This is a genomic window from Streptomyces koelreuteriae, from assembly GCF_018604545.1.
GTDB classification, from domain to species: domain Bacteria; phylum Actinomycetota; class Actinomycetes; order Streptomycetales; family Streptomycetaceae; genus Streptomyces; species Streptomyces koelreuteriae.
This window is the reverse complement of the sequence record NZ_CP075896.1, coordinates 5,274,677-5,299,533: the sequence shown is the minus strand read 5'-3', so window position 1 is coordinate 5,299,533 and position 24,857 is coordinate 5,274,677. Positions and strand designations below refer to the sequence as shown.

General features: G+C 72.0%; 22 protein-coding genes and 2 tRNA genes. 17 read left to right on the top strand and 7 right to left on the bottom strand.

The genetic code is table 11. The annotated features are described in order from the left end of the window. Positions 1–29: 29 nt before the first annotated feature. Entirely contained in the window at positions 30–1,490 is a 1,461-nt protein-coding gene (locus tag KJK29_RS23955) for a hypothetical protein (RefSeq protein ID WP_215121178.1), read from the top strand. A 243-nt stretch (positions 1,491–1,733) separates the two neighbouring features. Here KJK29_RS23955 and KJK29_RS23950 read toward each other — a convergent pair whose 3' ends face one another. After that, the gene (locus KJK29_RS23950) at positions 1,734–2,327 is read right to left on the bottom strand and encodes a histidine phosphatase family protein (protein WP_215121177.1); all 594 of its coding nucleotides are present in this window, start codon (positions 2,325–2,327) and stop codon (positions 1,734–1,736) included. A 189-nt stretch (positions 2,328–2,516) separates the two neighbouring features. Here KJK29_RS23950 and KJK29_RS23945 point away from each other — a divergent pair, with 189 nt between their 5' ends. From KJK29_RS23945 to KJK29_RS23915, 7 genes are all read left to right on the top strand, one after another. Continuing rightward, positions 2,517–3,542: a phosphatase PAP2 family protein gene (locus tag KJK29_RS23945; protein ID WP_215124437.1), complete on the top strand. Its 1,026-nt coding sequence runs from the start codon at positions 2,517–2,519 to the stop codon at positions 3,540–3,542. Then, positions 3,493–4,614, top strand: coding sequence for a hypothetical protein (locus KJK29_RS23940; protein ID WP_215124438.1), 1,122 nt, complete (start codon positions 3,493–3,495; stop codon positions 4,612–4,614). The genes KJK29_RS23945 and KJK29_RS23940 overlap by 50 nt, the downstream gene beginning before the upstream one ends. Beyond that, a complete protein-coding gene (locus KJK29_RS23935) occupies positions 4,605–6,197 on the top strand; it encodes a hypothetical protein (RefSeq protein ID WP_215121176.1) in 1,593 nt (530 codons plus the stop codon). Before KJK29_RS23940 ends, KJK29_RS23935 begins: the two co-directional genes overlap by 10 nt. A 199-nt stretch (positions 6,198–6,396) precedes the next feature. Next, entirely contained in the window at positions 6,397–7,737 is a 1,341-nt protein-coding gene (locus tag KJK29_RS23930; RefSeq protein WP_215121175.1) for an AAA family ATPase, read from the top strand. Between the two features lie 306 nt (positions 7,738–8,043). After that, the gene (locus KJK29_RS23925; protein WP_031107874.1) at positions 8,044–8,412 is read left to right on the top strand and encodes a hypothetical protein; all 369 of its coding nucleotides are present in this window, start codon (positions 8,044–8,046) and stop codon (positions 8,410–8,412) included. Between the two features lie 141 nt (positions 8,413–8,553). After that, positions 8,554–9,153 (top strand): bifunctional DNA primase/polymerase, encoded by a 600-nt coding sequence (locus KJK29_RS23920; protein ID WP_215121174.1) that lies wholly within the window; start codon positions 8,554–8,556, stop codon positions 9,151–9,153. After that, positions 9,144–9,217 (top strand) — tRNA-Lys (locus KJK29_RS23915). The genes KJK29_RS23920 and KJK29_RS23915 overlap by 10 nt, the downstream gene beginning before the upstream one ends. Before the next feature lie 70 nt (positions 9,218–9,287). On the opposite strand, the gene KJK29_RS23910 is transcribed toward KJK29_RS23915, so the two are convergent. Then, positions 9,288–10,583 (bottom strand): M6 family metalloprotease domain-containing protein, encoded by a 1,296-nt coding sequence (locus KJK29_RS23910; protein ID WP_251057919.1) that lies wholly within the window; start codon positions 10,581–10,583, stop codon positions 9,288–9,290. A 277-nt stretch (positions 10,584–10,860) separates the two neighbouring features. Between KJK29_RS23910 and KJK29_RS23905 the strand changes: the two genes are divergently transcribed. Next, complete coding sequence (locus tag KJK29_RS23905) at positions 10,861–12,750, top strand: putative bifunctional diguanylate cyclase/phosphodiesterase (RefSeq protein ID WP_215121173.1); 1,890 nt, start codon at positions 10,861–10,863, stop codon at positions 12,748–12,750. Here KJK29_RS23905 and KJK29_RS23900 read toward each other — a convergent pair. The 3 genes from KJK29_RS23900 to KJK29_RS23890 all read right to left on the bottom strand — a co-directional run bounded on the left by KJK29_RS23900 (position 12,726) and on the right by KJK29_RS23890 (position 15,858). Next, positions 12,726–13,832, bottom strand: coding sequence for an LLM class flavin-dependent oxidoreductase (locus KJK29_RS23900; RefSeq protein ID WP_215121172.1), 1,107 nt, complete (start codon positions 13,830–13,832; stop codon positions 12,726–12,728). The genes KJK29_RS23905 and KJK29_RS23900 overlap by 25 nt on opposite strands. Before the next feature lie 482 nt (positions 13,833–14,314). Next, positions 14,315–15,046: a maleate cis-trans isomerase family protein gene (locus tag KJK29_RS23895; RefSeq protein ID WP_215121171.1), complete on the bottom strand. Its 732-nt coding sequence runs from the start codon at positions 15,044–15,046 to the stop codon at positions 14,315–14,317. Continuing rightward, positions 15,043–15,858: a maleate cis-trans isomerase family protein gene (locus KJK29_RS23890; protein WP_215121170.1), complete on the bottom strand. Its 816-nt coding sequence runs from the start codon at positions 15,856–15,858 to the stop codon at positions 15,043–15,045. The genes KJK29_RS23895 and KJK29_RS23890 overlap by 4 nt, the downstream gene beginning before the upstream one ends. 196 nt (positions 15,859–16,054) lie before the next feature. On the opposite strand from KJK29_RS23890, the gene KJK29_RS23885 reads away from it, so the two are divergent. Then, on the top strand, positions 16,055–17,002 hold the full coding sequence (locus tag KJK29_RS23885) for a D-2-hydroxyacid dehydrogenase (protein ID WP_215121169.1): 948 nt from the start codon (positions 16,055–16,057) through the stop codon (positions 17,000–17,002). Positions 17,003–17,019: 17 nt separating this feature from the next. Further along, the gene (locus tag KJK29_RS23880; RefSeq protein WP_215121168.1) at positions 17,020–18,429 is read left to right on the top strand and encodes an amidase; all 1,410 of its coding nucleotides are present in this window, start codon (positions 17,020–17,022) and stop codon (positions 18,427–18,429) included. On the opposite strand, the gene KJK29_RS23875 is transcribed toward KJK29_RS23880, so the two are convergent. Then, positions 18,410–18,904: a DUF3830 family protein gene (locus tag KJK29_RS23875; RefSeq protein WP_215121167.1), complete on the bottom strand. Its 495-nt coding sequence runs from the start codon at positions 18,902–18,904 to the stop codon at positions 18,410–18,412. The genes KJK29_RS23880 and KJK29_RS23875 overlap by 20 nt on opposite strands. Positions 18,905–19,011: 107 nt before the next feature. On the opposite strand from KJK29_RS23875, the gene ehuB reads away from it, so the two are divergent. From ehuB to KJK29_RS23845, 6 genes are all read left to right on the top strand, one after another. Continuing rightward, positions 19,012–19,953: an ectoine/hydroxyectoine ABC transporter substrate-binding protein EhuB gene (gene ehuB, locus KJK29_RS23870; protein ID WP_370869157.1), complete on the top strand. Its 942-nt coding sequence runs from the start codon at positions 19,012–19,014 to the stop codon at positions 19,951–19,953. Then, positions 19,950–20,651, top strand: a complete 702-nt coding sequence (ehuC, locus tag KJK29_RS23865) for an ectoine/hydroxyectoine ABC transporter permease subunit EhuC (protein ID WP_215121166.1) — start codon at positions 19,950–19,952, stop codon at positions 20,649–20,651. Before ehuB ends, ehuC begins: the two co-directional genes overlap by 4 nt. Next, entirely contained in the window at positions 20,648–21,298 is a 651-nt protein-coding gene (gene ehuD / locus KJK29_RS23860) for an ectoine/hydroxyectoine ABC transporter permease subunit EhuD (protein ID WP_215121165.1), read from the top strand. The genes ehuC and ehuD overlap by 4 nt, the downstream gene beginning before the upstream one ends. Continuing rightward, positions 21,288–22,085, top strand: coding sequence for an ectoine/hydroxyectoine ABC transporter ATP-binding protein EhuA (gene ehuA, locus KJK29_RS23855; RefSeq protein WP_215121164.1), 798 nt, complete (start codon positions 21,288–21,290; stop codon positions 22,083–22,085). The genes ehuD and ehuA overlap by 11 nt, the downstream gene beginning before the upstream one ends. Before the next feature lie 195 nt (positions 22,086–22,280). Continuing rightward, positions 22,281–23,039, top strand: a complete 759-nt coding sequence (locus KJK29_RS23850; protein ID WP_215121163.1) for an IclR family transcriptional regulator — start codon at positions 22,281–22,283, stop codon at positions 23,037–23,039. 106 nt (positions 23,040–23,145) lie between these two features. Beyond that, positions 23,146–23,219: transfer RNA gene (locus KJK29_RS23845), tRNA-Lys, on the top strand. On the opposite strand, the gene KJK29_RS23840 is transcribed toward KJK29_RS23845, so the two are convergent. Continuing rightward, complete coding sequence (locus KJK29_RS23840; RefSeq protein WP_215121162.1) at positions 23,185–24,849, bottom strand: long-chain-fatty-acid--CoA ligase; 1,665 nt, start codon at positions 24,847–24,849, stop codon at positions 23,185–23,187. The genes KJK29_RS23845 and KJK29_RS23840 overlap by 35 nt on opposite strands. Positions 24,850–24,857: the final 8 nt, after the last annotated feature.

The window sequence follows — 24,857 nt, the reverse complement described above, 5'->3', positions numbered from 1 at the left end:
TTCGACGGTTCGCACGAAGGGACCCGGCCATGGCGTCGTCAACAGTGACCTCGTCCCAACCCGATCGGCCGCCACGGCCGAACCTCGTCTTCAGGCGGCTGCGCGGACAGCGCTCGCCGGCCGAGTTCGCCGCGGTGATCCGCCGGGCCGCCCTCGAGATCGGCGAGCAGGTGAGCTGTGACGCGCGGTACATCGGCCGCGTCGAGTCGGGTGAGATCCGCTGCCCCAACTACGCGTACGAACGGGTGTTCCTCCATATGTTCCCAGGCCGCACGCTCACCGACCTGGGGTTCGCGCCCCGCTCTTCGGTACGCGGACGCCGGGCGCGCGATAACCGCGACAACGAGGACGCGCCCCTGACGTGCACCACGAACCCGGCGAACGCCACGAGTGAGACCAGCGGGGCGTGCGAGCCGTATGAAACGCAGAACCCGTACGACCCGCACCACCCGCACGACACCTACGAGGAGAGCGACGTGCTACGTCGCGCATTCATGACCAGCGGGGGCGCCACGATGGCCGCCGCCTCGCTGGGACCCGTCGGCCTCGCCTTCGACGCGGCGGCGGCACAGCCCCCCGCGCGCCGCGCCGGGGCGAATGACGCGGGTGCCCTGGAGGAAGCGGTCCGCCGCATCCGGCTGCTCGACGACCGGCACGGCGCCGACGGCCTCTACCGCCGCGCCGCCGCCCCGCTGCGGGCCGCCTACGCCCTGCTGGACGCCGGCGCGACCCGGCAGACCACCGCGGACCGGCTCTACTCCGGCGCCGGTGAACTGGCCATCTCCGTGGGCTGGCTGGCCCATGACTCGGGACGCTTCGACGACGCCCGCTCCCACTACGCGGAGGCCCTGGCGACCGCCCGGATGACCGGCGATCCGGGCCTGGAGGCGCACGCCTTCTGCAATACGGCGTTCCTCGCGCGCGACGCGGGCCGGCCGCGCGAGGCGGTCCGGGCGGCCCAGGCCGCGCAGCGCGTCGCCCGGCCCGTGGCCTCGCCCCGGCTGATGTCGCTGCTCGCGCTGCGCGAGGCGGGCGGCTGGGCGGGACTCGCCGACCGCGTCGGCTGCGAACAGGCACTGGCCCGGGCGCAGGCCCTCTTCGACCGCGGCACCTCCGAGGCCGACCCCGAGTGGATGAGCTTCTACGGAGAGGCCGAACTGGAGGGCCTGGAGGCGCAGTGCTGGTCCGCGCTCGGCGACTGGCGCCGGGCGGCGCGGCACGCGCGACGGGCTGCGGACCTGCAGGATCCGCACTTCACGCGGAACATCGCGCTGTACACGGCGGAACTGGCGGACGACCTCGCGCGGGGCGGACGCCCCGACGAGGCCGCGGTGGCGGGGATGAAGGTGCTGGATCTGCTGGAGGAGGTCCAGTCGTCCCGCATCCAGACGATGCTGGCGGCCACGGCACGGGTACTGCTCCCGCATCGCAGGGCATCCGGGGTCTCGGCCTTCCTGGAACGGCACGCGTCGGCCCCGAGGGTCACCTAGGGCCTGTCGTTTGGATCACGCCGCAGACGCGGGGCCTGGCACGCACATCTGCCGCGTAGTCGTCACTCGCCGACTCCCCCACGCTCGGCTGCGCTCGCGCGGGCGGTGCCCCCATCGCGTCGACTCCCTCCTCCGCCTTGCAGCTGCACGCACCAGACCCCGCTCACGGCGATGACAAGCCACTGCCGATTCCCTGCGACCTGATCCAAACAACAGGCCCTAGCCACGCGAGGTGCCCGATGGCTAGCCGAGGTGTCCGAGGTCGTTCCAGCTCTCGATCGCCGGCTCGCCGTACGCCCAGCCCAGCACCGACAGGGAAGTCGGGTTGAGCCGTATCCGGGCCGCGAAGTCGATCGGCAGGCCCAGCCAGCGGGCTCCGAGGGTGCGCAGGATGTGCCCGTGGGCGAAGACCAGGACGTCACGGTCCTCTGAGCGGGCCCAGGAGACCACCTCGTCCGCCCGGGCCGTCACCTCGGCGAGGGTCTCGCCCTCGGGGACGCCGTCGCGCCAGATCAGCCAGCCGGGCCGGACGGTCTGGATGTCCGCCGGGGTCATGCCCTCGTAGGCCCCGTAGTCGACCTCGAGCAACGCGTCCCAGGCACGCGCGCGGTCGCCGAAACCGGCCAGTTCACATGTTTCACGCGCGCGTGACAGCGGGCTGGTGCGCACCTCGACACCGGGCAGGCCCTCGTACGGCGCCCGGTGCAGACGTTCGCCGAGCAGCTTGGCACCACGCCTGCCCTCCTCCAGGAGGGGTACATCGGTCCTGCCGGTGTGCTTGCCGGACAGGGACCACTCGGTCTGTCCGTGCCGGGCCAGCAGGATGCGCGGAGCCATGAGGGACCTTTCCGGGAGAAAAACGCGAGCGGAACTCCTCCATCATCGCGCACGCTGGTGACGGGCAACCCGGGGGGCGATCTCTGCGTCTTTGAGGTCCGGAGGGCGCCCCCAGGGCGCGCGAGCGCACCGTAAGGTGGCACGACCGGCCGGCGGGGAGCCGTGACGACGAAGGGGGAGGGCGATCGGATGCCGCACACCGAGACACCGGGCACCGAGGCGGCCCTTGCGCCCCGGCTGCGCTGGTGGACGGAGCTGCCGCTCATCCTGCTGGTGTACGCGTGCTACTCGGCGGGCCGGCTCCTCGTGCGGGGCGACGTCTCCGGGGCGGTCGACAACGGCCTGGCGATCCTGAAGATCGAGAAGGCCCTGTTCCTCAACGCCGAGCACCCGCTTAACCGCCTCTTCACACGCGAGGCATGGATAGGCATACCGGCGGACTTCTGGTACGCGTCGCTGCACTACCTGGTCACGCCGGCGATCCTCATATGGCTCTTCCGCTCCCGGACCGTGCGCTACCGCGCCGCGCGCACCTGGCTGTGGACGTCGACGTTCGTCGGCCTCATCGGCTTCACCCTGCTGCCCACCTGCCCGCCCCGACTCCTCGACGCGAGCCACGGCTTCGTCGACACCATGGCCCAGTACAGCTCCTACGGCTGGTGGGGCGGCGAGGCCAGCGCCCCGCGGGGCCTCGGGGGCATGACCAACCAGTACGCGGCCATGCCGAGTCTGCACGTCGGCTGGGCCCTGTGGTGCGGAGTGATGCTGTGGCGCTACGGCGGTACGCGCCTGGCGAAGACGGCCGCCGTCGCCTACCCGCTGATCACCACGATCGTGGTCATGGGCACCGCCAACCACTACTTCCTCGACGCGGTCGCGGGCGCGGCCGTCATGGGCGTCGGACTGCTGCTGGCGCCGCTGGTGATGCGCACGGCGGACCGGGTCAGGGCCCGCTTCCTGCCGCGGTTCGCGCCGGCCGCCCCGGTCACGGCGGACACCGCTTCCACGGCCCCTTCCGCATCCGCCCCCGCCGCCGCCTCGTCCGCCACTTCCGCGGCCTCTTCCGCCGCGGGTTCCTCGGATGTCAGTGCCGGATGCCAGACTTCCGCGGGTGAGCGAATTCCACGGCAGCGCGATGCGCGGTTCGGAGCGGGAGCCGAGCCGAGTGCCTCCCCCCAGGACGCGGGGGACGGCGCTCCGGCAGCGGCTCGCTGAGCTGCGCGGGCCCGACGTACCCGCGAAGGCACTGGACGCGCGCGCTCTGGCGGCGCTGGCCGCCAACCCCGGTTGTGAGCGGCGCGCGATCCTCGACGGTGCCGGGGTGAACAAGGCGGCGCTGGCCGGCGCGCTGGGGGCGCCGTCGGCCTTCGGGCAGTCGCAGTTCGCGCTCACCCGGGGCAACGCGTTCGAGGCGCGGGTCAAGGCCGACGGCGGCGCGGAGCTGCTGCGGCTGGTGCACGAGAAGCTGGACCCTGCCGCCGAGCCGCCCACCGAGGCGCGCGTGCCCGACCTGACCGCGACCGGCCCCCAGGGGCGCACGGCCCGTACGGCGCTGGAGCTGCGCGAGGCGGTCGAGCACCCGGGCGCGTGGACGCTGCTCGATCACCCGATGCTCGCGCTGGACGTCGCGGGCTCCCCCGCGTTCCTGGAGCCGGACGCGGTCGTGGTGCACCCCGACGGCAGCTGGACGGTCGTCGAGATCAAGTCCTTCCCGCTGCTGGACGGTTCGGCGGACCCGGCGAAGGTCGGGGCGGCGGCCCGGCAGGCGGCGGTGTACGTGCTGGCGCTGGAGGAGGTGGCGAAGCATCTGGATCCGGCCCCGCGCGTGCGGCACCGGATTCTGCTCGTCTGCCCCCGGGACTTCTCCAATCTGCCGGCCGCGTCCGCCGTCGACATCCGCAAGCAGCGCGCGGTGACGGCCCGCCAGCTGGCCCGGCTGACCCGTATCGAGGACATCGCCGACGAGCTCCCCGAGGGCACGTGCTTCTCGCCCGAGCTGCCCGCCGAGGAGCTGACGGCCGCCGTGGAGTCGGTCCCGGCGACGTACGCGCCCGAGTGCCTGTCCGCGTGCGAGCTGGCCTTCCACTGCCGGGGCCGGTCCCGGGAGGCGGGCGCGGTGACGACGCTCGGCCGCCCGGCGCGAGCGGAACTGGGCGGCCTGGAAACCGTGGAGGACGTCCTCGCGGCGGCCCGCGGGGAGGCCGGGGACCCCGGCGACCCGGCGGTGGCGGCGCTGCGGCGCGCGGCGGCCCTGCGCGCGGAGGCCCTGGAGGCGGCATGTCGCTGATCTCCACCCTGGCCCGGCTGGAGGCCGTCAGCACCGGGCGCGCCCAGCCAGCCGCCACCGTCCGGCACCGGCATCTCGGCGAGCGCCCGCTGGTGTTCGTGCCGCTCATCACCGCCGGTGAGGCCGGGGCCCCGCTCGGCGCGCTGGTCGGCACCGACCGGGACGCGCCGCGCCTCCTGGCCGTCCCGCAGCCCCGCGACCGCGACCTCAGGTTCGCGTTCCTGGCCGAACTGGCCGACGTGGTGCTGCCGTACGTCGACGCCTACGCCGAGGTCGTGGAAGCCGCCGAGCGCACCGAGACCGACCCGGAGACCGGAAAACGCGTCAAGGTCGAGGTCGACCTGTGCGCGGACGCCCCGCAGCTGATCGTGCCGAGCCGCGCGGGCATCGACCTGGTGCGGCTGCTCGGACGCTCCACGCGCTTCCGGCGTACGGCGGAACAGGACCCGGAAGCGCCCTATCCGGCGCCGCCCCGGGTGCCGTTGCTCGGGCGGTGGCTGACGCACTTCGGGGAGCGGGCCCGGGTGCCCGGCTCCTCGCTGCTGCTGGCGATGACCGACGTCCTGGGCCGGCACTGGGCGACCGGGCAGTCCACCCTGGAAGACCAGCATCTGGGGGCGCTGCTCGCCTGGATCGACCCGCCGCAAGGCCTGTCCGGCGCCGAGGCTGCACTGCGGGCCGAGCTGGAGCGGGACGAGCGGGGCCAGCTGACATGTCCCCCGGCCGGTCCGGCCACCGACCCGGCGTTCGACAACAAGCTGCTCGCCCCGGCCATCGAGCGCTACGACCGGGCCCGCACGGCCCACGCCGTCGCCGAGGACGGTCTGGAGGCCGACGACCGGCTCAGCTCGCTGACCGTGGCCGAGCGGGAGATCCGCGATCTGGTGCTCAGCCGCACCCGGCCCACCTGGGACGCGATCTGGCGCGGCCTGGACCTGCTGCGGGAGCTGCCCGCGGGGGCGCATGCCGAAGAGCGGTGGACGCGCGACCGCTGGTCCTTCACCGGCCACCGCGACCGGGTCCTGGCCGGCGAGCCCCCGCAGCCGCGCCGCGACGACGCGGTCACCGCGGCGAACAAGCTGGCCACGCGCGAGCGCGAACAGGCCCGGCTGGAGGCGCAGGAAGCCCTCGACGATCCGCTGGTGATGGCCGGACGGCGGCTGTCCGGGGAGGCGTTCGCGGGCGAGGTCACCGACGTCGTGATGACGTACAGCGACGGCAAGCGGCCGAGCCCCCGCCCTCTGGTCACGGTCCGTACGGACGACCGGCCGCATCTCGGTGAGCGGACGAAGGTGTACCGGTCGCTGGGCGGGAAGCCGCAGTCGGCGGAGTTCGTCGGGGACGAGGAGGACGGCGCGTACGTCGTGCTGCGGGTCCTCGACAAGATGGGCCGCGGCAAGGAGCCCGAGCCGGGGTCCGTGCCGGAGAAGGGCCACCGGGTCTGCTTCACGCTCTTCGAGCACGAGCAGCGGGGCGGGGCGAAGCTGCCCGACCCGGAGGAGACGCCGTGGACGCACGGCGGGCCGCCCGGCGAGTTGACGCTGGAGACGGCCGACCCGGTGACCGAGGAGGATGTGCTTTGAACCCTCCCTCTCGCGAACGAGCGGGATTCCTGGCTCACGCTGCTCGATTGCTCAGCGAGCGATCGAGTCTTCCGCGATCAGCACCAGCCGGGTTGGAACCAGCCCGGTTTCCCCAGAGATTGGAGGTTGTTGTGCTGGCTTGGTTCTCGCTCAGCACACCGCGATACTACCATCTGTCATACGAGCGGCACTGCCGGTGATGACTCAGGAGACCGCCTTCAACCCCGGCGCCGAAGCCGCCAAGGCCACCGACGCGATCCTCCACGACACGCTGCACGGCACCGCGCGCGGTGTCGTCGTCGACTCCCCGCCCGGTGCGGGCAAGTCCACGCTGGTCGTCCGCGCGGCACTGGAACTCGCCGAGGCCGGCCACTCCTTGATGGTCGTCGCGCAGACCAACGCCCAGGTCGACGACCTCGTCCTGAGGCTCGCCGAGAAGAACCCCGAGTTGCCGGTGGGCAGGCTGCACAGCAGCGACGCCGACCCGTACGACAAGGCGCTCGACGATCTGCCGAACGTCCGCAAGTCGGCGAAGGCGGGGGACCTCGCGGGGCTGGCCGTGGTGCTCTCGACGGCGGCGAAGTGGGCGCACGTCAAGGTCGACGAACCGTGGCGGCACGCGATCGTCGACGAGGCGTACCAGATGCGCTCGGACGCGCTGCTCGCGGTGGCCGGGCTGTTCGAGCGGGCGTTGTTCGTGGGCGACCCGGGGCAGCTCGACCCGTTCGCGATCGTGGGCAGCGAGCAGTGGGCGGGTCTCGCCTACGACCCGTCGGCCTCGGCGGTGACGACCCTGCTCGCGCACAACCCGGAGCTGCCCCAGCACCGTCTGCCGGTCTCCTGGCGGCTCCCGGCCTCGGCGGCTCCCCTGGTCTCGGACGCGTTCTACCCGTTCACGCCGTTCCGCAGCGGTACCGGCCCGGGCGACCGCGCTCTGTCCTTCGCCGTCCCGTCCGACGGCTCGGGCCCGGACCGGGTGATCGACGAGGCGGCCGTATCGGGCTGGGGCCTGCTGGAACTGCCCGCGCGGCACACCCCGCGCACGGACCCGGAGGCGGTACGGGCGGTGGCGACGGTCGTACGACGGCTGCTGGACCGGGGCGGCGCGGCGACGTCGGAACGCTCGACGGACCCCTCGCCCCTCACCGCCGACCGCGTCGCCGTCGGCACGGCACACCGGGACCAGGCGGCGGCGGTACGTGCCGCCCTGGCCGACCTCGGCGTCACCGACGTGGTCGTGGACACGGCGAACCGGCTGCAGGGACGTGAGTACGACGTCACGGTGGTCCTCCACCCCCTCTCCGGCCGCCCCGACGCCACGGCCTTCCACCTGGAAACCGGCCGCCTCTGCGTCCTGGCCTCCCGTCACCGCCACGCGTGCATCGTGGTGTGCCGGGCGGGGGTGAGCGACCTGCTGGACGACTATCCGTCGACGGAGCCGGTGCAGCTGGGGACGGTGGTGAAGTTTCCGGACGGGTGGGAGGCGAACCACGCGGTGCTGGCGCACTTGGCGGAGCACCGGGTCGTGTATCGGCCGTGATCCACACGCCCGTCTCCACACGCCCTCTCCGCCGGCCGGAGGCCGGCACGCCGCCGGAGGCGGCCGATGAATACAGCCCGGACGGGTGGGAGGCGAACCACGCGGTGCTGGCGCACTTGGCGGAGCACCGGGTCGTGTGGCGTTCGTAACGTGGCTGAACATCGCGGGTCCCGGCGGCCCCGACGAACGCCAGGTGGTGTGACAGCCGTACCCACTCCCGCGATGCCCACTTGCGCGCCCGCGAGACAATGGACGGTGGCCCACTCCACCTGGAGGGCCGTGCGCGACGTACGAGGAGGAGAAGACATGGCGGAGCCAACGCCGCGTCGGAACGAACCGCGGCTACGCCCCGCGCCCCTGCTCTTCGAGCCCGCGGAGGCGGCCTCCGATCCTGAGCACTTCTTCGACCTCGAGTCGATCGACGATCCCCGGGCCCTGCTGGCCCGGTCGACGGAGCTGACGCTGGCGTTCCGGGCCGCGGCGGACCGGGCCCTGGAGTTCCAGGCGATCGCGGCGGCGCAGCTCGCCGATCCGCGGCGGTTCGACCGGCTGACGACCGCGGACATCGCCGAGCGGGCCGAGTGGACCGAGGACTACGCCAAGAAGATGGTCGAGTTCGGCCGGGACCTGCTGCGGGGCGGGGTCGAGGGCCGGGGGCCCGTCGACCCGGTGTGACAGCGGAGGGCGGAAATCCGCCCCCTTCCCGATCGACGTGGCATATGCCAGGCGGGCAAGATACTCCCTCCCACCCCCTCCTGTCCCGGTTTCCCGCAACCCTCGGGAAGCGCATGCTCACGGCCGGTAGATGTAGATGTCATGAGCAGCGGATGGAACGCCTCCCATGTCACCCCGGACGGAGCCGCCTGGCTCGCTTCGGCAGGAACGTATCCGCGCAGCACGCTCTCCCTCTGGGAGGAGCGACCGGACGCGCCGATCGTGCTGCCCTGCGGGGCGGTCTTCGACGTGGTCAGCGCGCCCTCGGTGTTCGGGCGGCGGATGCTCGACCGGCTGTGGGACGACGGCCCCGGTTCGGGCCCGGTCGCGGAGTTCCGGGGCCGCATGCTGCTGTTCGCCGCGCCGGGCACGGCCCAGCGCCTGCCGGCGCTGCTGGAGTGGGAGGAGTGGGGCGCGCACGGCCGTGACAGCGGGGAGACCGGCCGCGCGGGCGCCGTACCGCCCCTGCTGTGTCATGGCACGGGCGACGCCGTGACCATCCCCGCACCGGTGGAGGTCGCCTCCCCCAGCCGCTCCGACTCCCGCTGGCTCGTCGCCCCCGACACCCGGCAGCCCTGGCTCCCGGGCCCCGAAGTCCTGCTGTGGGCGGCCGTGCGGGCGGCCCGTTCGGCGGTGCGGATTTCGATTTTTCCTCCCGCCGACCAGGGTGCTAAGGTCTACGATGTCAGCAGGCGCCGCTAGCTCAGTTGGTTAGAGCAGCTGACTCTTAATCAGCGGGTCCGGGGTTCGAGTCCCTGGCGGCGCACAGACGGTGAAAGGCCCCCTCGCGAGAGCGAGGGGGCCTTTCGCATGTCCGCGACGCTCTCGCGACGCCCTCATCGGCCCACCGTGATCTTCACCGTCCACGCGCCCGAAGCCGTACGCCCCTCCACCTCCACCCGCACCCCTTCCCCCGGCACCGTGAAGCTCTCCCCGAGGGCGATCGGCGCGTCCGCGAGGGGCGGGTACACCGAGTCCTCCCAGCACGCCTCGGTCCGCGGATGGGCGTCGATCACCTCGATGGGCCCGCCCCCGGACTGCGCCTCCCCCCGGACCCGGTAGACCAGCACCCCCTGCCGGCAGGCAGCCACGTCGTTGCCCACCGGCCCCCGCGCCTCGAAGGCGAGCACACTGTCGGGGCCCGTGCGCACCACCGCGAGCTTGGTGCCCCGCCCGAGACCGAAGACCGGCGCCCCTGCCGCGCCCGAGACCGGCACCCCGGGCGCCGCCGCCAGCGGCTCCAGGGTCAGCCGGGCGGGCCCGGCGTCCCGCACACACCGCACCTGCCGCGGATTGAGCCAGCCCAGCTTCCACTTGTGCCAGCCGAACAGGTCGGGGGCGAGTCCGAACTGGCTGCCCATCAGGTCCCAGTCCCCGACATGCGTGTCCCAGTCGCCCTTGCCGTCGGCGGGCCGGTGGTAGAGGTCGGGCAGATCGAAGACATGCCCGGTCTCATGGGCGAGGACGAGCCGGTCCGGCGGATGCTGTTCGAACACCGTGACGACCCGGCGCAGGTCGGTGCCGTCGGCCCGCATCGGGCTGGTGAGGTTGACGACCTTGGTCGCGTCGGAGTCCACGCCCGGCGCGTCCGGGTCGGCGACGAAGTAGACGACGTCGTAGCGCGAGAAGTCGACCTCCGGGTCGGCGGCGGAGAGCGCGTCCCGCAGATACGCGGCCCGGTGCTCGGCGCTCCAGTCGCGCTGTATGGCGTACGCCGTGGAGGGGCGCGGCATCTGGATCCAGTGGCCGAGCGGGTGCGGGCGCAGGGTGAAGCGGCCGTAGGAAGCCTGTTCGAAGAATCGGGTGGTGTCCGGGAAGTGGTCGGCGGTCAGTTCCTGCGGTGTGGTCAGCGGGCGGGCGTCCGGGAAGGACAGGAAGACCATGACCGCGTCCAGGGACCGGGCCGGTCGCGGATAGGCGGCGTTCCAGGTGTCCAGACCCTCCGAGTGGTGGGCGTCGGTGCGGGTCAGCGCGCAGGGCTCGGCCGAGTCGGGCCCGGCGGCCGAGTGGCCGGCGCCGAGGGAGGTCGCGGCGAGGGCCGACATGGTGGTGAACACGGCCGCGGTACTGCGCAGTCGGGCGCGCGAGAACTGACGCGGCACGGATACCTCCGGGTACGGTTCGCGGGACACCGCACCCAGCCTGTGGTGATTTGTAGTACTGCGCCCTGTTTGCCTGCACCAGTCGGGTGAAGGAGGCGAAAAATCGCGGACGCCGACACCCCAGAAGCACTCACGGAACGTCACAACTGGTCGGGGGCCTGAAGAAGCCGTCCAGGTGCGAGCAGAAACGATCTGGCAGAAGGGCCCGTTGGTCGGGAACACTGGACACCGGCTGGAAGGCCCTGGGGCCAGCCTCTATGATCGGCACACTTTCCTGACCTTTCCTGCACGGACAGAGATCGAATACATGCGGGAGCGAGCGGTGAGCGGAACCTCCGAAGGGCCCACACCCGCGGCAGACCTCGACCGGCCGGTCGTCACAGAGAGTGAGATCGATACGCCCCCCTGTACCGAGCACCCCCGTACCGAACACCCGGGTACCGGGCACCTGTCGCAGTCGCCCTATCGCTCCGTCTTCACGGCCGCCCCGCTCGCCATGGCCGTCGTGGACCGCGAGGGCACGGTCGTCAGCGCCAACGACTCACTCGCCGCGCTGCTCGGCACCGCCCCGGACGAACTCGCCGGGGCCGTCGCCGCCGATCTGGTCGACCTCACCTCCGACGCCCGCACCTGGCACACCTACCGCGAGGTGCTGCGCGGCCGGCAGTCCCGGCTGCGCTGCACCCGTCGCCTGAAGCACCCCGACGGGCACTCGCTGTGGGTGCAGGTGACGGTCGCCCCGCTGCCCGCCGAGGACCGGGGCGTACTGCTGTCGGTCGCCGACATCAGCTCCCGCCGGGAACTCCAGGCCCGGCTGCGGCACTTGCAGATGCACGACGCGGTGACCCGGCTGCCCAACCGCACCCTGTTCTTCGAACGCCTGTCGGCCGCACTGGAGGCCGAGTCGTACGAGCAGAGCGGCACGGGCCGGATCGGGCTGTGCTATCTGGACCTGGACGGCTTCAAGGCCATCAACGACACCCTCGGCCACCGGGTCGGCGACCGGCTGCTGGCCGCCGTCGCCGAGCGGCTGAGGCGCTGCGCGGACGAGACCGGCTTCGCCCGCACCAGCACCCCGCTGGTGGCCCGGCTCGGCGGCGACGAGTTCGCGCTGCTCGTCGAGGACTCCACCGGCACCGAACAACTGGCCGAGCTGGCCGAAGCCGTGCTGCGGGCTATCCAGGACCCCTTCGACATCTCCGGCCAGCGGCTGTCGGTGTCGGCGTCGATCGGGGTGGTGGAGCGGCACGCGGCCGGGACGACCCCGACCGCCCTGGTGCAGGCGGCGGACACGACGCTGTACTGGGCGAAGGCCGACGGCAAGGCCCGCTGGACACTGTTCGACCCGGAGCGCAACGCCCATCGCATGACCCGCCAGGCCCTCGCCTCCACGCTCCGGCCCGCCATCGACCGGGGCGAGTTCCGGCTGGAGTACCAGCCGCTGGTCGGCATGGAGGACGACCGGCTGCACGGGGTCGAGGCGCTCATCCGCTGGAATCATCCTCAGTTCGGCGTACTGACGCCGAATCGGTTCATCGGACTGGCCGAGGAGGACGGCTCGATCGTTCCGCTGGGCCGCTGGGTGCTGCGTACGGCCTGCCGGCAGGCCCGGCGCTGGCAGCGGGAGCATCCCGACGAGCCGCCGATCTTCGTCAGCGTCAATGTGGCGGTCCGCCAGGTCTGGGACTCGGACCTGGTGGCCGACGTGGCGGAGACCCTGGCCGAGACGGGCCTCGCGCCGCATCTGCTCCAGCTGGAGCTGACCGAGTCGGCGGTGATGGGCTCGGGCGGCCGGCCGTTGCAGGCCCTGAAGGCGCTCAGCGACATGGGTGTGCGCATCGCCATCGACGACTTCGGCACGGGCTACTCGAACCTCGCGTATCTGAGCCGGCTGCCGGTGTCGGTGCTGAAGCTGGACGGTTCCTTCGTACGGGGATTCCAGTACGACGACCGGGACACGGCGGCCCGCCCCAACCCCGCCGACGAGGTGGTGGTCGAGGCGATGATCCAGCTCGCGCACCGGCTCGGGCTGACCGTGACGGCCGAGTGCGTGGAGACCTCGGCCCAGGCGGTCCGGCTGCGGCGCATCGGCTGCGACACCGGACAGGGCTGGCTGTACTCCCGCCCGGTGTCACCGGACCGTATCTCCGAGCTGCTGGGCACGCCGGACGTTCAGGCGGGCGTCGGCAACCCGTAGGCGCCGGCGATGAGTTCGTAGGAGCGCACGCGGACGTCACCGCCGTGCGCGTTGGCCGTGATCATCAGCTCGTCGGCGCCGGTGCGCTTGGCGAGGTCGTCGAGGCCGGAGCGGACCTCGTCCGGGGTGCCGTGGATGACGTTGGCGTTCCAGGAGTCGACGAAGTCGCGCTCCATGGGGCTGAACTCGTAGGCCGCCGCCTCCTCGGGGCTGGGCACGAGGCCGGGGCGGCCGGTGCGCAGCCGGACCATGCTGAGGGCCGCGGCCAGCACCTGGCGGCGGGCCTCCTTCTCCTCGTCGGCGGCGAGGGCGGAGACGCCGATGAGGGCGTACGGCTCATCGAGCACGGCCGACGGCTGGAAGGACTCCCGGTACAGGTCCAGGGCGGGGAGGGTGTTCTGCGCCGAGAAATGGTGCGCGAAGGCGAAGGGCAGTCCGAGGACACCGGCGAGGCGGGCGCTGAAGCCGGAGGAGCCGAGCAGCCAGAGCGGCGGCCGGTGCGGGGACTGCACGCCGCCGGGGGACGTGGCCTGGATCGGACCCGGTACGGCGTGGATACGGCGGTAGCGATGCCCGTCGGGGAAGTCGTCGTCGAGGAAGCGGGTCAGCTCGGCGAGCTGCTCCGGGAAATCGTCGGCGCCCTCGTTCAGCCGGTCCGTGCGGCGCAGGGCGGCGGCCGTGGCACCGTCCGTGCCGGGGGCGCGGCCGAGGCCGAGGTCGATCCGGCCCGGGGCCATGGCCTCCAGCGTGCCGAACTGCTCGGCGATCACGAGCGGGGCGTGGTTGGGCAGCATCACGCCGCCCGAGCCGAGCCGGATGCGGTCGGTGTGGGCGGCGAGGTGGGCCAGGATCACGGCCGGGGACGACGAGGCCACACCCGGCATGGAGTGGTGCTCGGCGACCCAGTAGCGGTGGAACCCGCGGGCCTCCGCGAGCCGGGCCAGTTCGACGCTGGTGCGCAGCGCGTCGGAGGCGGTACGGCCGGCCCCCACGGTGACCAGGTCCAGTACGGAGAGGGGAACGGGAGCGCCGCCCTGCGCCGCGCCGCGTATCTCGTCGCCGCGTGTCTCGTCTGCCGCCACGGTGGGGTGCCTCCTGCTGTGGGCCGTGTGCTGTCGTCCCGGCTCTAACAGGGGACTGTCTCCGGTTATTCCCCCGGTGGGCGCGGGCGCAGAGCGGTGTGTCCGATTCCGGCCCTCATGGAAGGTACGCGGGAGGGCATCGTTCTCGGATGAGAAGAAACGGGCCCGGCTTGCGCGACCGTTGGCATGGCGCGATCGGGGCGGGCGTCTTCGGATGCGTGCTGGCGGGGCCGCAGCAAGTGTTCACCCACGGTATCGGCCGGGACCTCGCGCTGGCCGTGCTGGTCGGCGCCGCCACGGGGGGAGCTTTCGGCTTCACGTTCCCCTACGCGCTGCGCCGTCGCCGGATTCAACGCCCCGTTCCACCACCGCCGCCGTATCCTCCGCCCCCACCACCCGAACAACGGACCTGACCCGGCCGGGCGGCGATCGCCACCGCCGCCCCGGCAACAGCCCGAGGCGGCGGGGACGGCACCCGTCGATCACGCCTGGATGATCGGCTCCCTCGTGAACAGCGCGCCCAGTTCCGGGGCGTTCACGCGGCGGTCGGCCAGGCGGAGGCACTCCCAGACCGTGACCTGGTTGGCGGTGAGGATCGGCTTGCCGAGTTCCTTCTCCAGGGCCTGGATGTGCGCGGCCGTGTGCAGGGCCGTGTCCGGGAGCAGGAGGGCCTCGGCGTCGGGGTGGTCGGAGTTCCGAGCCAGGGCGAGGAGTTCGGCCTCGCCCCAGGTGCCGACCTCGGCGGCCGTGATGATGCCGGAGCTGTTGACCGACACGACCTCGACGCCGTCCGAGCGGAGGAACCCCGCGAAGAGCTGGGCGACGTCGTCCGGGTACGTCGCGCCGATCGCGACCCGCCGCGCCCCCAGCTCCTTCACCGCGTGCGCGAAGGCGAAGGACGTCGAGGAGGCGGGCATGCCGGCCGTCTGCGCCAGGGAACGGACCTGCTCCTGCGCGCCGTCCCAGCCGTAGACGAAGCTGCCGCTCGTGCAGGCCCACACGACGGCCTCGGCGCCCGCGTGCCGCAGCTCCTGGACGCCCGCCGCCAGCCGGCCCGCGGAGCCCATCTCCAGCAGCGCGTCGACCCGGTGCGCGTCCTCACCGATATCGGTGTGCACCAGGTCCACCCGGATGTCGCTGCCCAGCAACTGCTCGATGCGCGGATAGTCGTCCTCGGCCGAGTGGCCCGGGTAGAGAAATCCCAGTGCTGTCATGTCCAGCCTTCCTGCTGCTGCTCTTCTTCCGGCACTACAGGTCCGGGGTCCACCCCCGGCGATCCGAGACCGGCGCGCGCCTCCGGGTTGATCAGCGCTTGATACGGTCCCACCGCACGGGTACCCAGTCGGCGCAGCGCAGCCCACATCGTCACTTGGTTGGCCGAGATCACCGGGATCCGCAGCTCGGCCTCCAGCTGCGGGATGACGTCGTAGGTGGGCAGGTTGGTACAGCTGATGAACAGGGCGTCGGCGTCGCCGCGCACGGCCTCCCGCGCCATGTCCACCACCTCCCGGTAGGGGACCTTCCAGATGTGCCGGGTCAGGCCCATGAAGGCACACCCGGAGATCGTGACGCCGGCCTGGGCGACGTAGGCCTCCAGCGACTGCGTCACCGACACCGTGTACGGCGTCACCAGCGCCACCTTCCTGACGTCCAGCTCCACCAGGGCCTCCAGCAGCCCGCCCGAGGTGGTGATCGCCGGTACGGCACCGGCCCGGCTCATCGCCTCGCACATCGCGCGCTCGCCCATGACGCCGCCGACGAAGCTGCCCGACGTACAGGCGTAGGCGATGACCTCGGGGGCGACCGCGTTGATGGTGCGGACCGCCTCGCTCAGCGTCTCGTGCTCGCTGACCAGGCGGGCCAGATCGAGGCTCACCTCGACCGGCACGAACGGTGTTCGTGTCATATGGAGGGAGACCTCGTCCGGCACCCAGCGCCACAGCTCGCGGTCGAGTGCGAAGTCGAAGGGAGCGACAACGCCGACCCCCCGCTGCGGGCTGGGCCCGCCGAGAAATGAGACGTCCATGCAGGCACCGGCCTCACGCTGGGCAACTAGTGTGCAACGGATCGTGGGAACGCCCGTGTTGACGACGGTAGGTTCGAGTGCGAGCGTGGTCAATCCGCCTGGATCACTCGTTGGTCAACACCCGGTTAACTCGTGGTCACCGGCCGGCGCCCGAAACCCGGCCGACCCCGCCGCACGGCTGGAGAAACGGCTGCTCATGCCCACTCCCACCCTCCTCGTCCTGGACGCCGAACCCCTTCCTCGCCTCGGCCGCCTCACCGGACGCGCCCGGATCGAACACACCGACGCGGCGGGGCTCGCCGCGCTTCTGCCGCGCGCGGACGCGTTGCTGGTGTGGGACTTCACCTCGCGCGCCGTGCGGGACGCCTGGCCGGGCGAGGGGCCGCGGCCACGCTGGGTGCATACGGCGAGCGCCGGCGTGGACCATCTGATGTGTCCGGAACTCGCCGCCTCCGACACGGTGGTGACGAACGCGCGCGGGATCTTCGACCAGCCGATCGCCGAGTACGTCGCCGCGCTCGTCCTGGCGATGGCGAAGGATCTTCCGCGCACGCTGGAGCTGCAGCGGGAGCGGACCTGGCGGCACCGCGAGTCGCACAAGGTCGCAGGCGGCAAGGCCGTCGTGGTGGGCTCCGGGCCGATCGGCCGGGCGATCGAGCGCATGCTGAAGGCGCTGGGCCTCACGACCGCGCTCGTGGGCCGCGCCCCCCGCAGCGGCGTGCACGGCCCGGAGGACCTGGACCGGCTGCTGGCGCGCGCCGACTGGGTGATCGCGGCGGCGCCGCTCACCGAGCAGACGCACGGCATGTTCGACGCCCGCCGCTTCGGCGTGATGCAGCCCTCCGCCCGGTTCATCAACATCGGCCGGGGCCAGCTGGTCGTCGAGGACGCCCTCGCCGACGCCCTCACCAAGCACGGGATCGCGGGCGCCGCACTGGACGTCTTCGAGGCCGAACCCCTGACCCCCGAGAGCCCTTTGTGGCAGCTCCCGGGCCTGATCGTGTCCCCGCACATGAGCGGCGACATCATCGGCTGGCGCGACGAACTCGGCGCCCAGTTCGTGGATCTTTACGAACTCTGGGCGAGCGGGGAGCCACTGAAGAACGTGGTCGACAAGCAGCGTGGGTACGTACCTGGTCACTGACATTCCTTGGAGGGTGGATGACCGAGCTCACCGACCTGACCGCCGTACGGCTCCTCGACGGGTACCGCAAGGGCGAGTGGAGTCCCGTGGAGGCGACGCGGGCGGCTCTGGAGCGGGCCGAGGCGATTCAGCCGGAGGTGAATGCCTTCGTCCGGCTGACGGGCGAGGACGCGCTGGCCCGGGCCCGGGAGTCGGAGGAGCGATGGCGGCGCGGGGAGCCGCGGGGGCTGCTGGACGGGGTGCCCGTCACGGTGAAGGACATCCTGCTGCAGCGCGGCGCGCCGACCCTGCGCGGGTCGAAGGCCGTGGATCCGGCGGGGCGCTGGGACGAGGACGCCCCGTCCGTGGCCCGGCTGCGGGAGCACGGGGCGGTCTTCATCGGCAAGACGACGACGCCCGAGTTCGGCTGGAAGGGCGTGACGGACTCGCCGCTGAACGGCGTGACGCGCAATCCGTACGACCCCTCGCGCACCGCCGGCGGATCGAGCGGCGGCAGCGCGGCGGCCGTGGCGCTCGGCGCGGGACCGCTGTCGCTGGGCACGGACGGCGGCGGCAGTGTCCGGATCCCGGCGTCGTTCTGCGGGATCTTCGCGCTGAAGCCGACGTACGGGCGGGTGCCGCTGTATCCGGCGAGCGCGTTCGGGACGCTGGCGCACGTCGGGCCGATGACCCGGGACGCGGCGGACTCGGCGCTGCTGATGGATGTGATCGGCCACCCGGACTCGCGTGACTGGTCCGCGCTCGCCCCGCCGCCGGGTGCGTACACGGAGGGCCTGGCGGGCGGGGTGCGCGGGCTGCGTGTGGCCTACTCGCCGTCGCTGGGCGGGCAGGTGGCGGTGCGCCCGGAGGTCGCGACGGCGGTGCGGCGGGCGGTGGAGCGGCTGGCGGAGCTCGGCGCGTACGTCACGGAGACCGACCCGGACCTCACCGACCCGGTGGAGGCCTTCCACACCCTGTGGTTCAGCGGGGCGGCCCGGGTGACCGAGCACCTCGGCCCGCATCAGCGGGAATTGCTGGACCCGGGTCTCAGGGAGATCTGCGACCAGGGGGCCCGCTACTCGGCGCTGGACTATCTGGCCGCGGTGGACGTCCGGATGGATCTGGGCCGCCGGATGGGCCGCTTCCACGACACCTACGACCTGCTGCTCACCCCGACCCTGCCGATCACGGCGTTCGAGGCGGGCCCCGAGGTGCCGAAGGGATCGGGCCACCGGCGCTGGACGGGCTGGACACCGTTCACGTACCCGTTCAACATGACGCAGCAGCCCGCGGCGAGCGTGCCGGTCGGCGCCGACGGGGACGGTCTGCCGATCGGTCTGCAGCTCGTGGCCGCCCGGCACCGGGACGATCTGGTGCTGCGGGCGGCCCACGCGCTGTACGAGGCCGGCGTGGCGTCCGCCGGCCGGGTCAGGCCCTCCGGAAGCTGAGGGTCTCCCCCGCCGCTCCCGACCTCCACAGGTCGTTGCACGCCTCGGCCATGTTCTCCAGGCCGTCGACGACCTGGCCCCAGACGATGCCGGGGACCCAGCCGACATCGCCGTTCAGCAGCAGGTTGTTGCGCTCGTAGAACAGGGCCAGGTCGACGAGCGTGGTCCCGGCGCGGACCTCGCGGTCGTAGCCGTAGGACTTGGTGCCCAGCTCCGCCCCGGCGAAGGTGAAATAACACAGATCGCCGGGGATGGGAGTGATGGTCGGGTTCTCCAGGGGTGGTTCGGTTTCGGCGAATGGCGGGAAAAGGGCGTAGATCTCATTGCGTGCGTACTTCGCGTGGTAGACGTCCCCGGCCAGCGGAAGGGAATCCCAGACGGCCGCGCAGGTGATCGGCGCGCGGTCGTCCAGCAGCTTGGCCGTGCAGGTCACGTCACGCTTGACCAGCGAGAGTTCGATGTAGCGATCAGCCATGCCCTCCATGGGAGTGCCCCTCGGGCCCGCGGTCAAGGGTGCATCGCCGAAGAGCGGGGCTTGAAAAGATCGGCATAACTCCGGTGCGGTCGGGTAGCCGCGCGCCCATGGCTCCACCACAGAGAAGCCCCCTCAGAATTCCGGACCCCATAACCCGGACCGTGTCCGGGGCCGTGTCCGGTCCCACACGCCGATCGCTGCTCGCGGGGGTGGCGGCGCTCGGCGCGCTGGGTGCCGCCGGATGCAGCCGGGTCGCCACCGCCTCGGACGTCGAGGGCGGTGACCTCCTCGAACGGCTTCGGGCGGCGGGCGTCGTCCGCCTCGGCATCGCCGGCGAGATCCCGTTCGGGTTCATCGACAAGAACGGCGAGCTGACCGGTGAGGCACCGGAGCTGGCCAAGGTGATCTTCAAGCGTCTCGGCGTCGACCGGGTGCAGCCCGTGCCGACCGAGTTCGGCTCGCTCATCCCGGGCCTGAACTCCCAGCAGTTCGACGTCGTCGCGGCCGGGATGTACGTCAACCCCGAGCGCTGCGAGCAGGTCATCTTCTCCGACCCGGACTACCAGATGCTCGACGCGTTCATCGTGCGCAAGGGCAACCCGAAGGGGCTGCACAGCTACAAGGACGTCGTCGCGAAGAAGGCGAAGTTCGCCACCGGGACCGGCTACGCCGAGATCCAGTACGCCGTCGAGGCGGGGTACAAGGAGAGCGACATCCTCATCGTCCCGGACCAGGTCGCGGGCCTGAACGCGGTCGAGGCGGGACGCGTGGACGTGTTCGCCGGTACGGCGCTCACCGCCCGCGAGGTGGTGAAGAAGTCCGCCAAGGCGGAGTCGACCAAGCCCTTCACGCCGATCGTGGGCGGCAAGCCGCACGTGGACGGGGGCGCCTTCGCGTTCCGGCCGACCGAGACGAATCTGCGGGACGCCTTCAACGTGGAGCTGCGCAAGCTCAAGAAGAGCGGGGAGCTGTTCCGCATCCTGCGGCCCTTCGGTTTCACGAAGGCCGAGATGACGGATCTGACCGCGAAGGAGCTGTGCGGCGGATGACCTCGGGACTCTGGGAACTCGTACTCAAGGGCGTGTGGACCACCGTCCAGCTGCTCGTCTGCAGCGCTCTGCTGGGCGCGGCCGTCTCCTTCGTGGTCGGCGTCGCGCGCAGCCACCGGCTGCGGATCGTCCGCTTCCTCGCGGGCTTCTACACCGAGGTGTTCCGCGGCACCTCCGCCCTGGTCATGATCTTCTGGGTGTTCTTCGTGCTGCCGGTCGCCTTCGGCTGGCAGCTCGTACCCCTGTGGGCGGGCACGCTCGCGCTCGGGCTGACCTACGGCGCGTACGGCGCGGAGATCGTGCGCGGCGCGCTGGGCTCGGTCGACCCGGCGCAGCAGGAGGGCGGCATCGCGCTCAGCTTCACGCCCTGGCAGCGGCTGCGGCTGATCCTGCTGCCGCAGGCGGTGCCGGAGATGATCCCGCCGTTCTCGAATCTGCTGATCGAGCTGCTCAAGGGCACCGCGCTGGTGTCGATCACGGGCATGGGCGATCTGACGTTCAGCGCGAACCTGGTGCGCCTGGCGCTGCAGGAGAGCGCGGAGATCTACACGTACATCCTGCTGATCTACTTCGTGATCGCCTTCCTGCTCACCCGGGTCATGCGCGGACTGGAGAAGAAGCTCAAGACCGGGGTCGGGAAGAAGCCCGACGGCAAGACCCGGGCGCCTGAGCCGGCCGTGGTGGAGGGGGTCCGATGAACTGGGACTGGAGCGCGGTCTCCGACTTCATGCCGGACTTCTGGGAGGGCCTGCTGGTCACCCTGCAGATCCTGCTGTTCGGCTCGCTGATCTCCTTCGCGCTGGGCCTGGCGTGGGCGCTGCTGATGCGGGTGCCCTCGCGCTGGGTGACCTGGCCGGTCGGGGCGGTCACGGAGTTCGTCCGCAACACCCCGCTGCTGGTGCAGCTGTTCTTCCTCTTCTACGTGCTGCCGGAGTGGGGCCTGACCTTCTCGGCGCTGACCACCGGTGTCTTCGCGATCGGGCTGCACTACTCGACGTACACGATGCAGGTCTACCGGGCCGGTATCGAGGCCGTGCCGGTCGGCCAGTGGGAGGCGGCGACGGCGCTGAACCTGCCGCTGCGACGGACGTGGACCGCGGTGATCCTGCCGCAGGCGGTGCGCCGGGTCGTCCCCGCGCTCGGCAACTACGTCATCGCGATGCTCAAGGACACGCCGATGCTGATGGCGATCACCGTCCTGGAGATGCTCGGCCACGCGCGCCTGTTCTCTCAGGAGCACTTCCAGTTCACCGAGCCCCTCACGGTCATCGGCGTGGCCTTCATCGTCATTTCCTACCTGGCCTCCCTTGCCCTGCGAGCCCTGGAGCGACGCCTTGCCCACTGACACTCTCCCCACCCCCGGGACCGATCCCGAGAAGAACCCCGCCAAGAGCACCGGCGAGCTGATCCGGCTGGAACAGGTCACCAAGCGGTTCGGCCAGAACACCGTCCTGGACCACCTGGACTTCTCCGTCGACGCCGGCAAGCACGTCACCCTGATCGGGCCGTCCGGCTCCGGCAAGACGACGATCCTGCGGCTGCTGATGACCCTGCTCAAGCCCGACGAGGGCACGATCACGGTCGACGGGCAGAAGCTGTTCCCCGCCTCCGACAAGGAGGTGCGCGAGGTCCGCAAGAAGATCGGGATGGTGTTCCAGCAGTTCAACCTGTTCCCGAACATGACCGTGCTGCGCAACCTCACCGAGGCGCCGGTCACCGTCCTCGGCATGTCGAAGGACGAGGCGGTGGAGCGGGCCAAGGGCCTGCTGGACATGGTGGGCCTGTCCGACAAGTGCGACGCCCACCCCGCCCAGCTCTCCGGCGGCCAGCAGCAGCGCGTGGCGATCGCCCGGGCGCTGGCGATGCAGCCCCAGGTGCTGCTGCTGGACGAGGTGACCTCGGCGCTCGACCCGGAGCTGGTCGCGGGCGTGCTGGACCTGCTGCGGGACATCGCCCGCAGCACGGACATCACCATGCTCTGTGTGACCCACGAGATGAATTTCGCCCGGGACATCTCCGATCAGGTACTGATGTTCGACTCGGGCCGGGTCATCGAGTCGGGCCCGCCGGAGAAGATCTTCAGCGACCCGGAGCTGGACCGCACGAGGGAGTTCCTCAGCGCAGTCCTCTGACTACGGCCCGTAAGCAGGGCCGACACCGGGCCCTCGGATCGGGGCATGCTCCTGGCATATGCCAGCGGGTCGATGCCCCGGCCCGGGGGCCCGGAATCTTGTCAACCCCCGCTCTCCACAACCCCTTTGCCGGTTATCGTGGAGATGATTCGCTGTCCGGATTACGGCCAACAGCAAGCGCAGGGGGAGACCACCGTGGCGCTGAGGAACGAGCCGACCACCCCGTACCACTCGGCCCAGGAAGCCCTGCGCGTCCTGGAGACGGTGGCGCGAAACAGCTCCGGCGTCACCGACACCGAACTCGCCCGGCGCACCGGCATCGGACCGGAGCGGCTCACCGCCCTGCTGCGCATGCTGCGCCGCGAGGGCTACGTCGAGCAGATCGCGGACGGCGCGTACGTCACCGGCGAGACACTGGCCCGCCTCGGCTCCGCCCGCCATCGCGAGCAGACCCTGCGCGACAAGCTCCAGCACACCCTCGACCGGCTGCGCGACTCGGTCGGCGCCGCCGTCTACATGAGCCGCTACGTCGACGGCGAGATCAGCGTCACCCAGTACGCCGACAGCCCGGCCACGCCCAAGGTCAACGAGTGGGTCGACTTCCGCTCCTCGGCCCACGCCACCGCGATAGGCAAGAGCCTGCTGACCCAGCTCGACCACGCCGGCCGCCGCGACCACCTCTCCCGGCACAAGATGGCCCGCCTCACCTCGCGCACCATCACCAGCGACCGCCTGCTGCTCTCCCGGCTGGAGGCCCAGCCCGCCACCGTGCCCGTCCTGGACCTCCAGGAGTACGCGGTCGGCACGGTCTGCGCGGCCGTCCCCATCACAGCCGGCTCCTCCGTCGGCTGCCTGGCCCTGTCCCTCCCGGTCGAGCACGCCCACCGCCTCCGCCAGGCCGCCGACGCCCTCAACCGCAACGCGGCCCCGGTCCTGCTCTCCATGGCGATCTAGCCCGCCGCCGGGTGGTCGCCAGGTGGTCGGAAGCACCCCCGGAGACCGGGTAGTATTTTCCCGTCGCCCACCGCGGAACACGATTCCGCAGGTCGGCGTGAGTCATGCGCCGCTAGCTCAGTTGGTTAGAGCAGCTGACTCTTAATCAGCGGGTCCGGGGTTCGAGTCCCTGGCGGCGCACCGGTGAAGGGCCTCTCGTGGGAGCGAGAGGCCCTTCGGCGTGTTCGAGGTCCGCCCCGGTCAGCCTGCGGTACGTGGCCTTCCCCGGCGGTCGCCACCACACCGGGTCGGCGCACCGGAAGCCCTCCCCGCGCAACGCAGCCCGGTGGATCTTGTTCGTGGCCGTGACCGGCATGCGGTCGGTCACCCGGACGAACCGGGGGGCCATCTTCGTCCCCAGGTCCGGCTGGGCGAGCAGGAACTCCGCGAAGGACAGCGGGTCGAAGGCGCCCGCGATCGTCGCCATCACCTGGTCGCCGGTCACCGGGTCCGGCACCGCGTAGACACAGACCGCCGCCGCCCCCTCGTAGCGGGCGAGGATGTTCTCGATCATCGCGGCGGCCAGGTTCTCGCCGTCGACACGGAGGCGGTCGTCGGTGCGGCCGGCGAAGTGGAGGTAGCCGTCGGTGTCGCGGCAGAAGAGGTCGCCCGTCCAGTACCAGCCGTCCCTGCGGCGCTCCGCCTCGGCCGCCGGGTTGCGCCAGTAGCCCTCGAAGGGGCTGGGGCCCTGGTTGACCAGTTCGCCGATCGCCTCGTCCCCGTTGAGCAGCCGGCCCGCCGTGTCGAAGCGGGCCGGCGGGCACTCCCGGCCGGTCTCCGGGTGCAGGACCACCAGCCCGGGCGTCGCCCGACCGACCGCTCCGACCGGTGTGCCCGGCGACCACTGCACGGCCGCCCCGCCCTCCGACGAGCCGTACCCCTCGACCAGCCGCACCCCGAACCGCCGCTCGAACGCCGCCGCGTCCACCGCGCCCGCCTCCGTGCCGAAGCCCAGACGCAGGGGGTTGTCGCGGTCCCCGGGGTGCGGCTCGGTGGCCAGAACGTACTGGATCGCCCGGCCGACATAGGTGAAGTACGTCGCCCCGTAGCGGCGCACGTCCGGCAGGAAGCGGGACGCCGAGAAGCGGTGGCGCAGTGCCACGGCCGCCCCGGTGACCAGCGCCGGTGCCCAGTCGGCGATCACCGCGTTGCCGTGGAACAGCGGCATGCAGACGTAGTGGACGTCGTCCGGGCCCAGGGAGAACTGGCCGGCCAGGGAGCGTCCGGCGGCGGCCAGGCGGCCCTGGGAGCAGAGGGCCGCCTTGGGCGCGCCGGTCGAGCCGGAGGTGAAGTAGAGCAGGAAGCGGTCGGACGGGGCCGCGCGGGACGGGTCCGGCCGGGCGTCGGCGTAGCGGGCCAGGAGACCGGCGTAGTCGGCGGTGTCCGTCACCAGCAGGCGCACCCCGGGCAGGTCCAGGCCCCGGAGCAACGGCAGACGGGCCCGCTCGGTGACCAGGACGCGGCACTCGGTGTGCAGGATGTCGCGGGCCAGTTCGGCGCCGCGCCGGGTGGGATTGACCCCGGCGACGGCCGCCCCGGCCAGGGCCGCTGCGCACAGCCAGAGCGGGAACTCGGGGGTGTTGTCGAGCAGCACCCCGAGGTGGGGTTCGGCGCCGGTGGGCAGAAGGTCGGACAGCAGCGCGGCCCGGGCGGCGGCGCCCGCCGCCACCTCGTGGTGGGTCAGCACCCCGTCCTCGTAGCGCAGCCCGGGCCGGTGGTCGCCCCACCGGTCGGCCACGAGTTCCGCCACCGTGCTCGCCCTGGAGTCCATGGGCGCGC

What these genes read in the sequence shown, in the direction of transcription:
- KJK29_RS23840 (WP_215121162.1), bottom strand. Translation starts at nt 24,849, where the DNA reads ATGGACTCCAGGGCGAGCACGGTGGCGGAACTCGTGGCCGACCGGTGG.
- ehuB (WP_370869157.1), top strand. Translation starts at nt 19,012, where the DNA reads ATGGCTCCACCACAGAGAAGCCCCCTCAGAATTCCGGACCCCATAACC.
- ehuC (WP_215121166.1), top strand. Translation starts at nt 19,950, where the DNA reads ATGACCTCGGGACTCTGGGAACTCGTACTCAAGGGCGTGTGGACCACC.
- KJK29_RS23935 (WP_215121176.1), top strand. Translation starts at nt 4,605, where the DNA reads ATGTCGCTGATCTCCACCCTGGCCCGGCTGGAGGCCGTCAGCACCGGG.
- KJK29_RS23945 (WP_215124437.1), top strand. Translation starts at nt 2,517, where the DNA reads ATGCCGCACACCGAGACACCGGGCACCGAGGCGGCCCTTGCGCCCCGG.
- KJK29_RS23905 (WP_215121173.1), top strand. Translation starts at nt 10,861, where the DNA reads ATGCGGGAGCGAGCGGTGAGCGGAACCTCCGAAGGGCCCACACCCGCG.
- KJK29_RS23930 (WP_215121175.1), top strand. Translation starts at nt 6,397, where the DNA reads ATGACTCAGGAGACCGCCTTCAACCCCGGCGCCGAAGCCGCCAAGGCC.
- KJK29_RS23950 (WP_215121177.1), bottom strand. Translation starts at nt 2,327, where the DNA reads ATGGCTCCGCGCATCCTGCTGGCCCGGCACGGACAGACCGAGTGGTCC.
- KJK29_RS23925 (WP_031107874.1), top strand. Translation starts at nt 8,044, where the DNA reads ATGGCGGAGCCAACGCCGCGTCGGAACGAACCGCGGCTACGCCCCGCG.
- KJK29_RS23895 (WP_215121171.1), bottom strand. Translation starts at nt 15,046, where the DNA reads ATGACAGCACTGGGATTTCTCTACCCGGGCCACTCGGCCGAGGACGAC.
- ehuD (WP_215121165.1), top strand. Translation starts at nt 20,648, where the DNA reads ATGAACTGGGACTGGAGCGCGGTCTCCGACTTCATGCCGGACTTCTGG.
- KJK29_RS23885 (WP_215121169.1), top strand. Translation starts at nt 16,055, where the DNA reads ATGCCCACTCCCACCCTCCTCGTCCTGGACGCCGAACCCCTTCCTCGC.
- KJK29_RS23880 (WP_215121168.1), top strand. Translation starts at nt 17,020, where the DNA reads ATGACCGAGCTCACCGACCTGACCGCCGTACGGCTCCTCGACGGGTAC.
- KJK29_RS23955 (WP_215121178.1), top strand. Translation starts at nt 30, where the DNA reads ATGGCGTCGTCAACAGTGACCTCGTCCCAACCCGATCGGCCGCCACGG.
- KJK29_RS23920 (WP_215121174.1), top strand. Translation starts at nt 8,554, where the DNA reads ATGAGCAGCGGATGGAACGCCTCCCATGTCACCCCGGACGGAGCCGCC.
- KJK29_RS23875 (WP_215121167.1), bottom strand. Translation starts at nt 18,904, where the DNA reads ATGGCTGATCGCTACATCGAACTCTCGCTGGTCAAGCGTGACGTGACC.
- KJK29_RS23890 (WP_215121170.1), bottom strand. Translation starts at nt 15,858, where the DNA reads ATGGACGTCTCATTTCTCGGCGGGCCCAGCCCGCAGCGGGGGGTCGGC.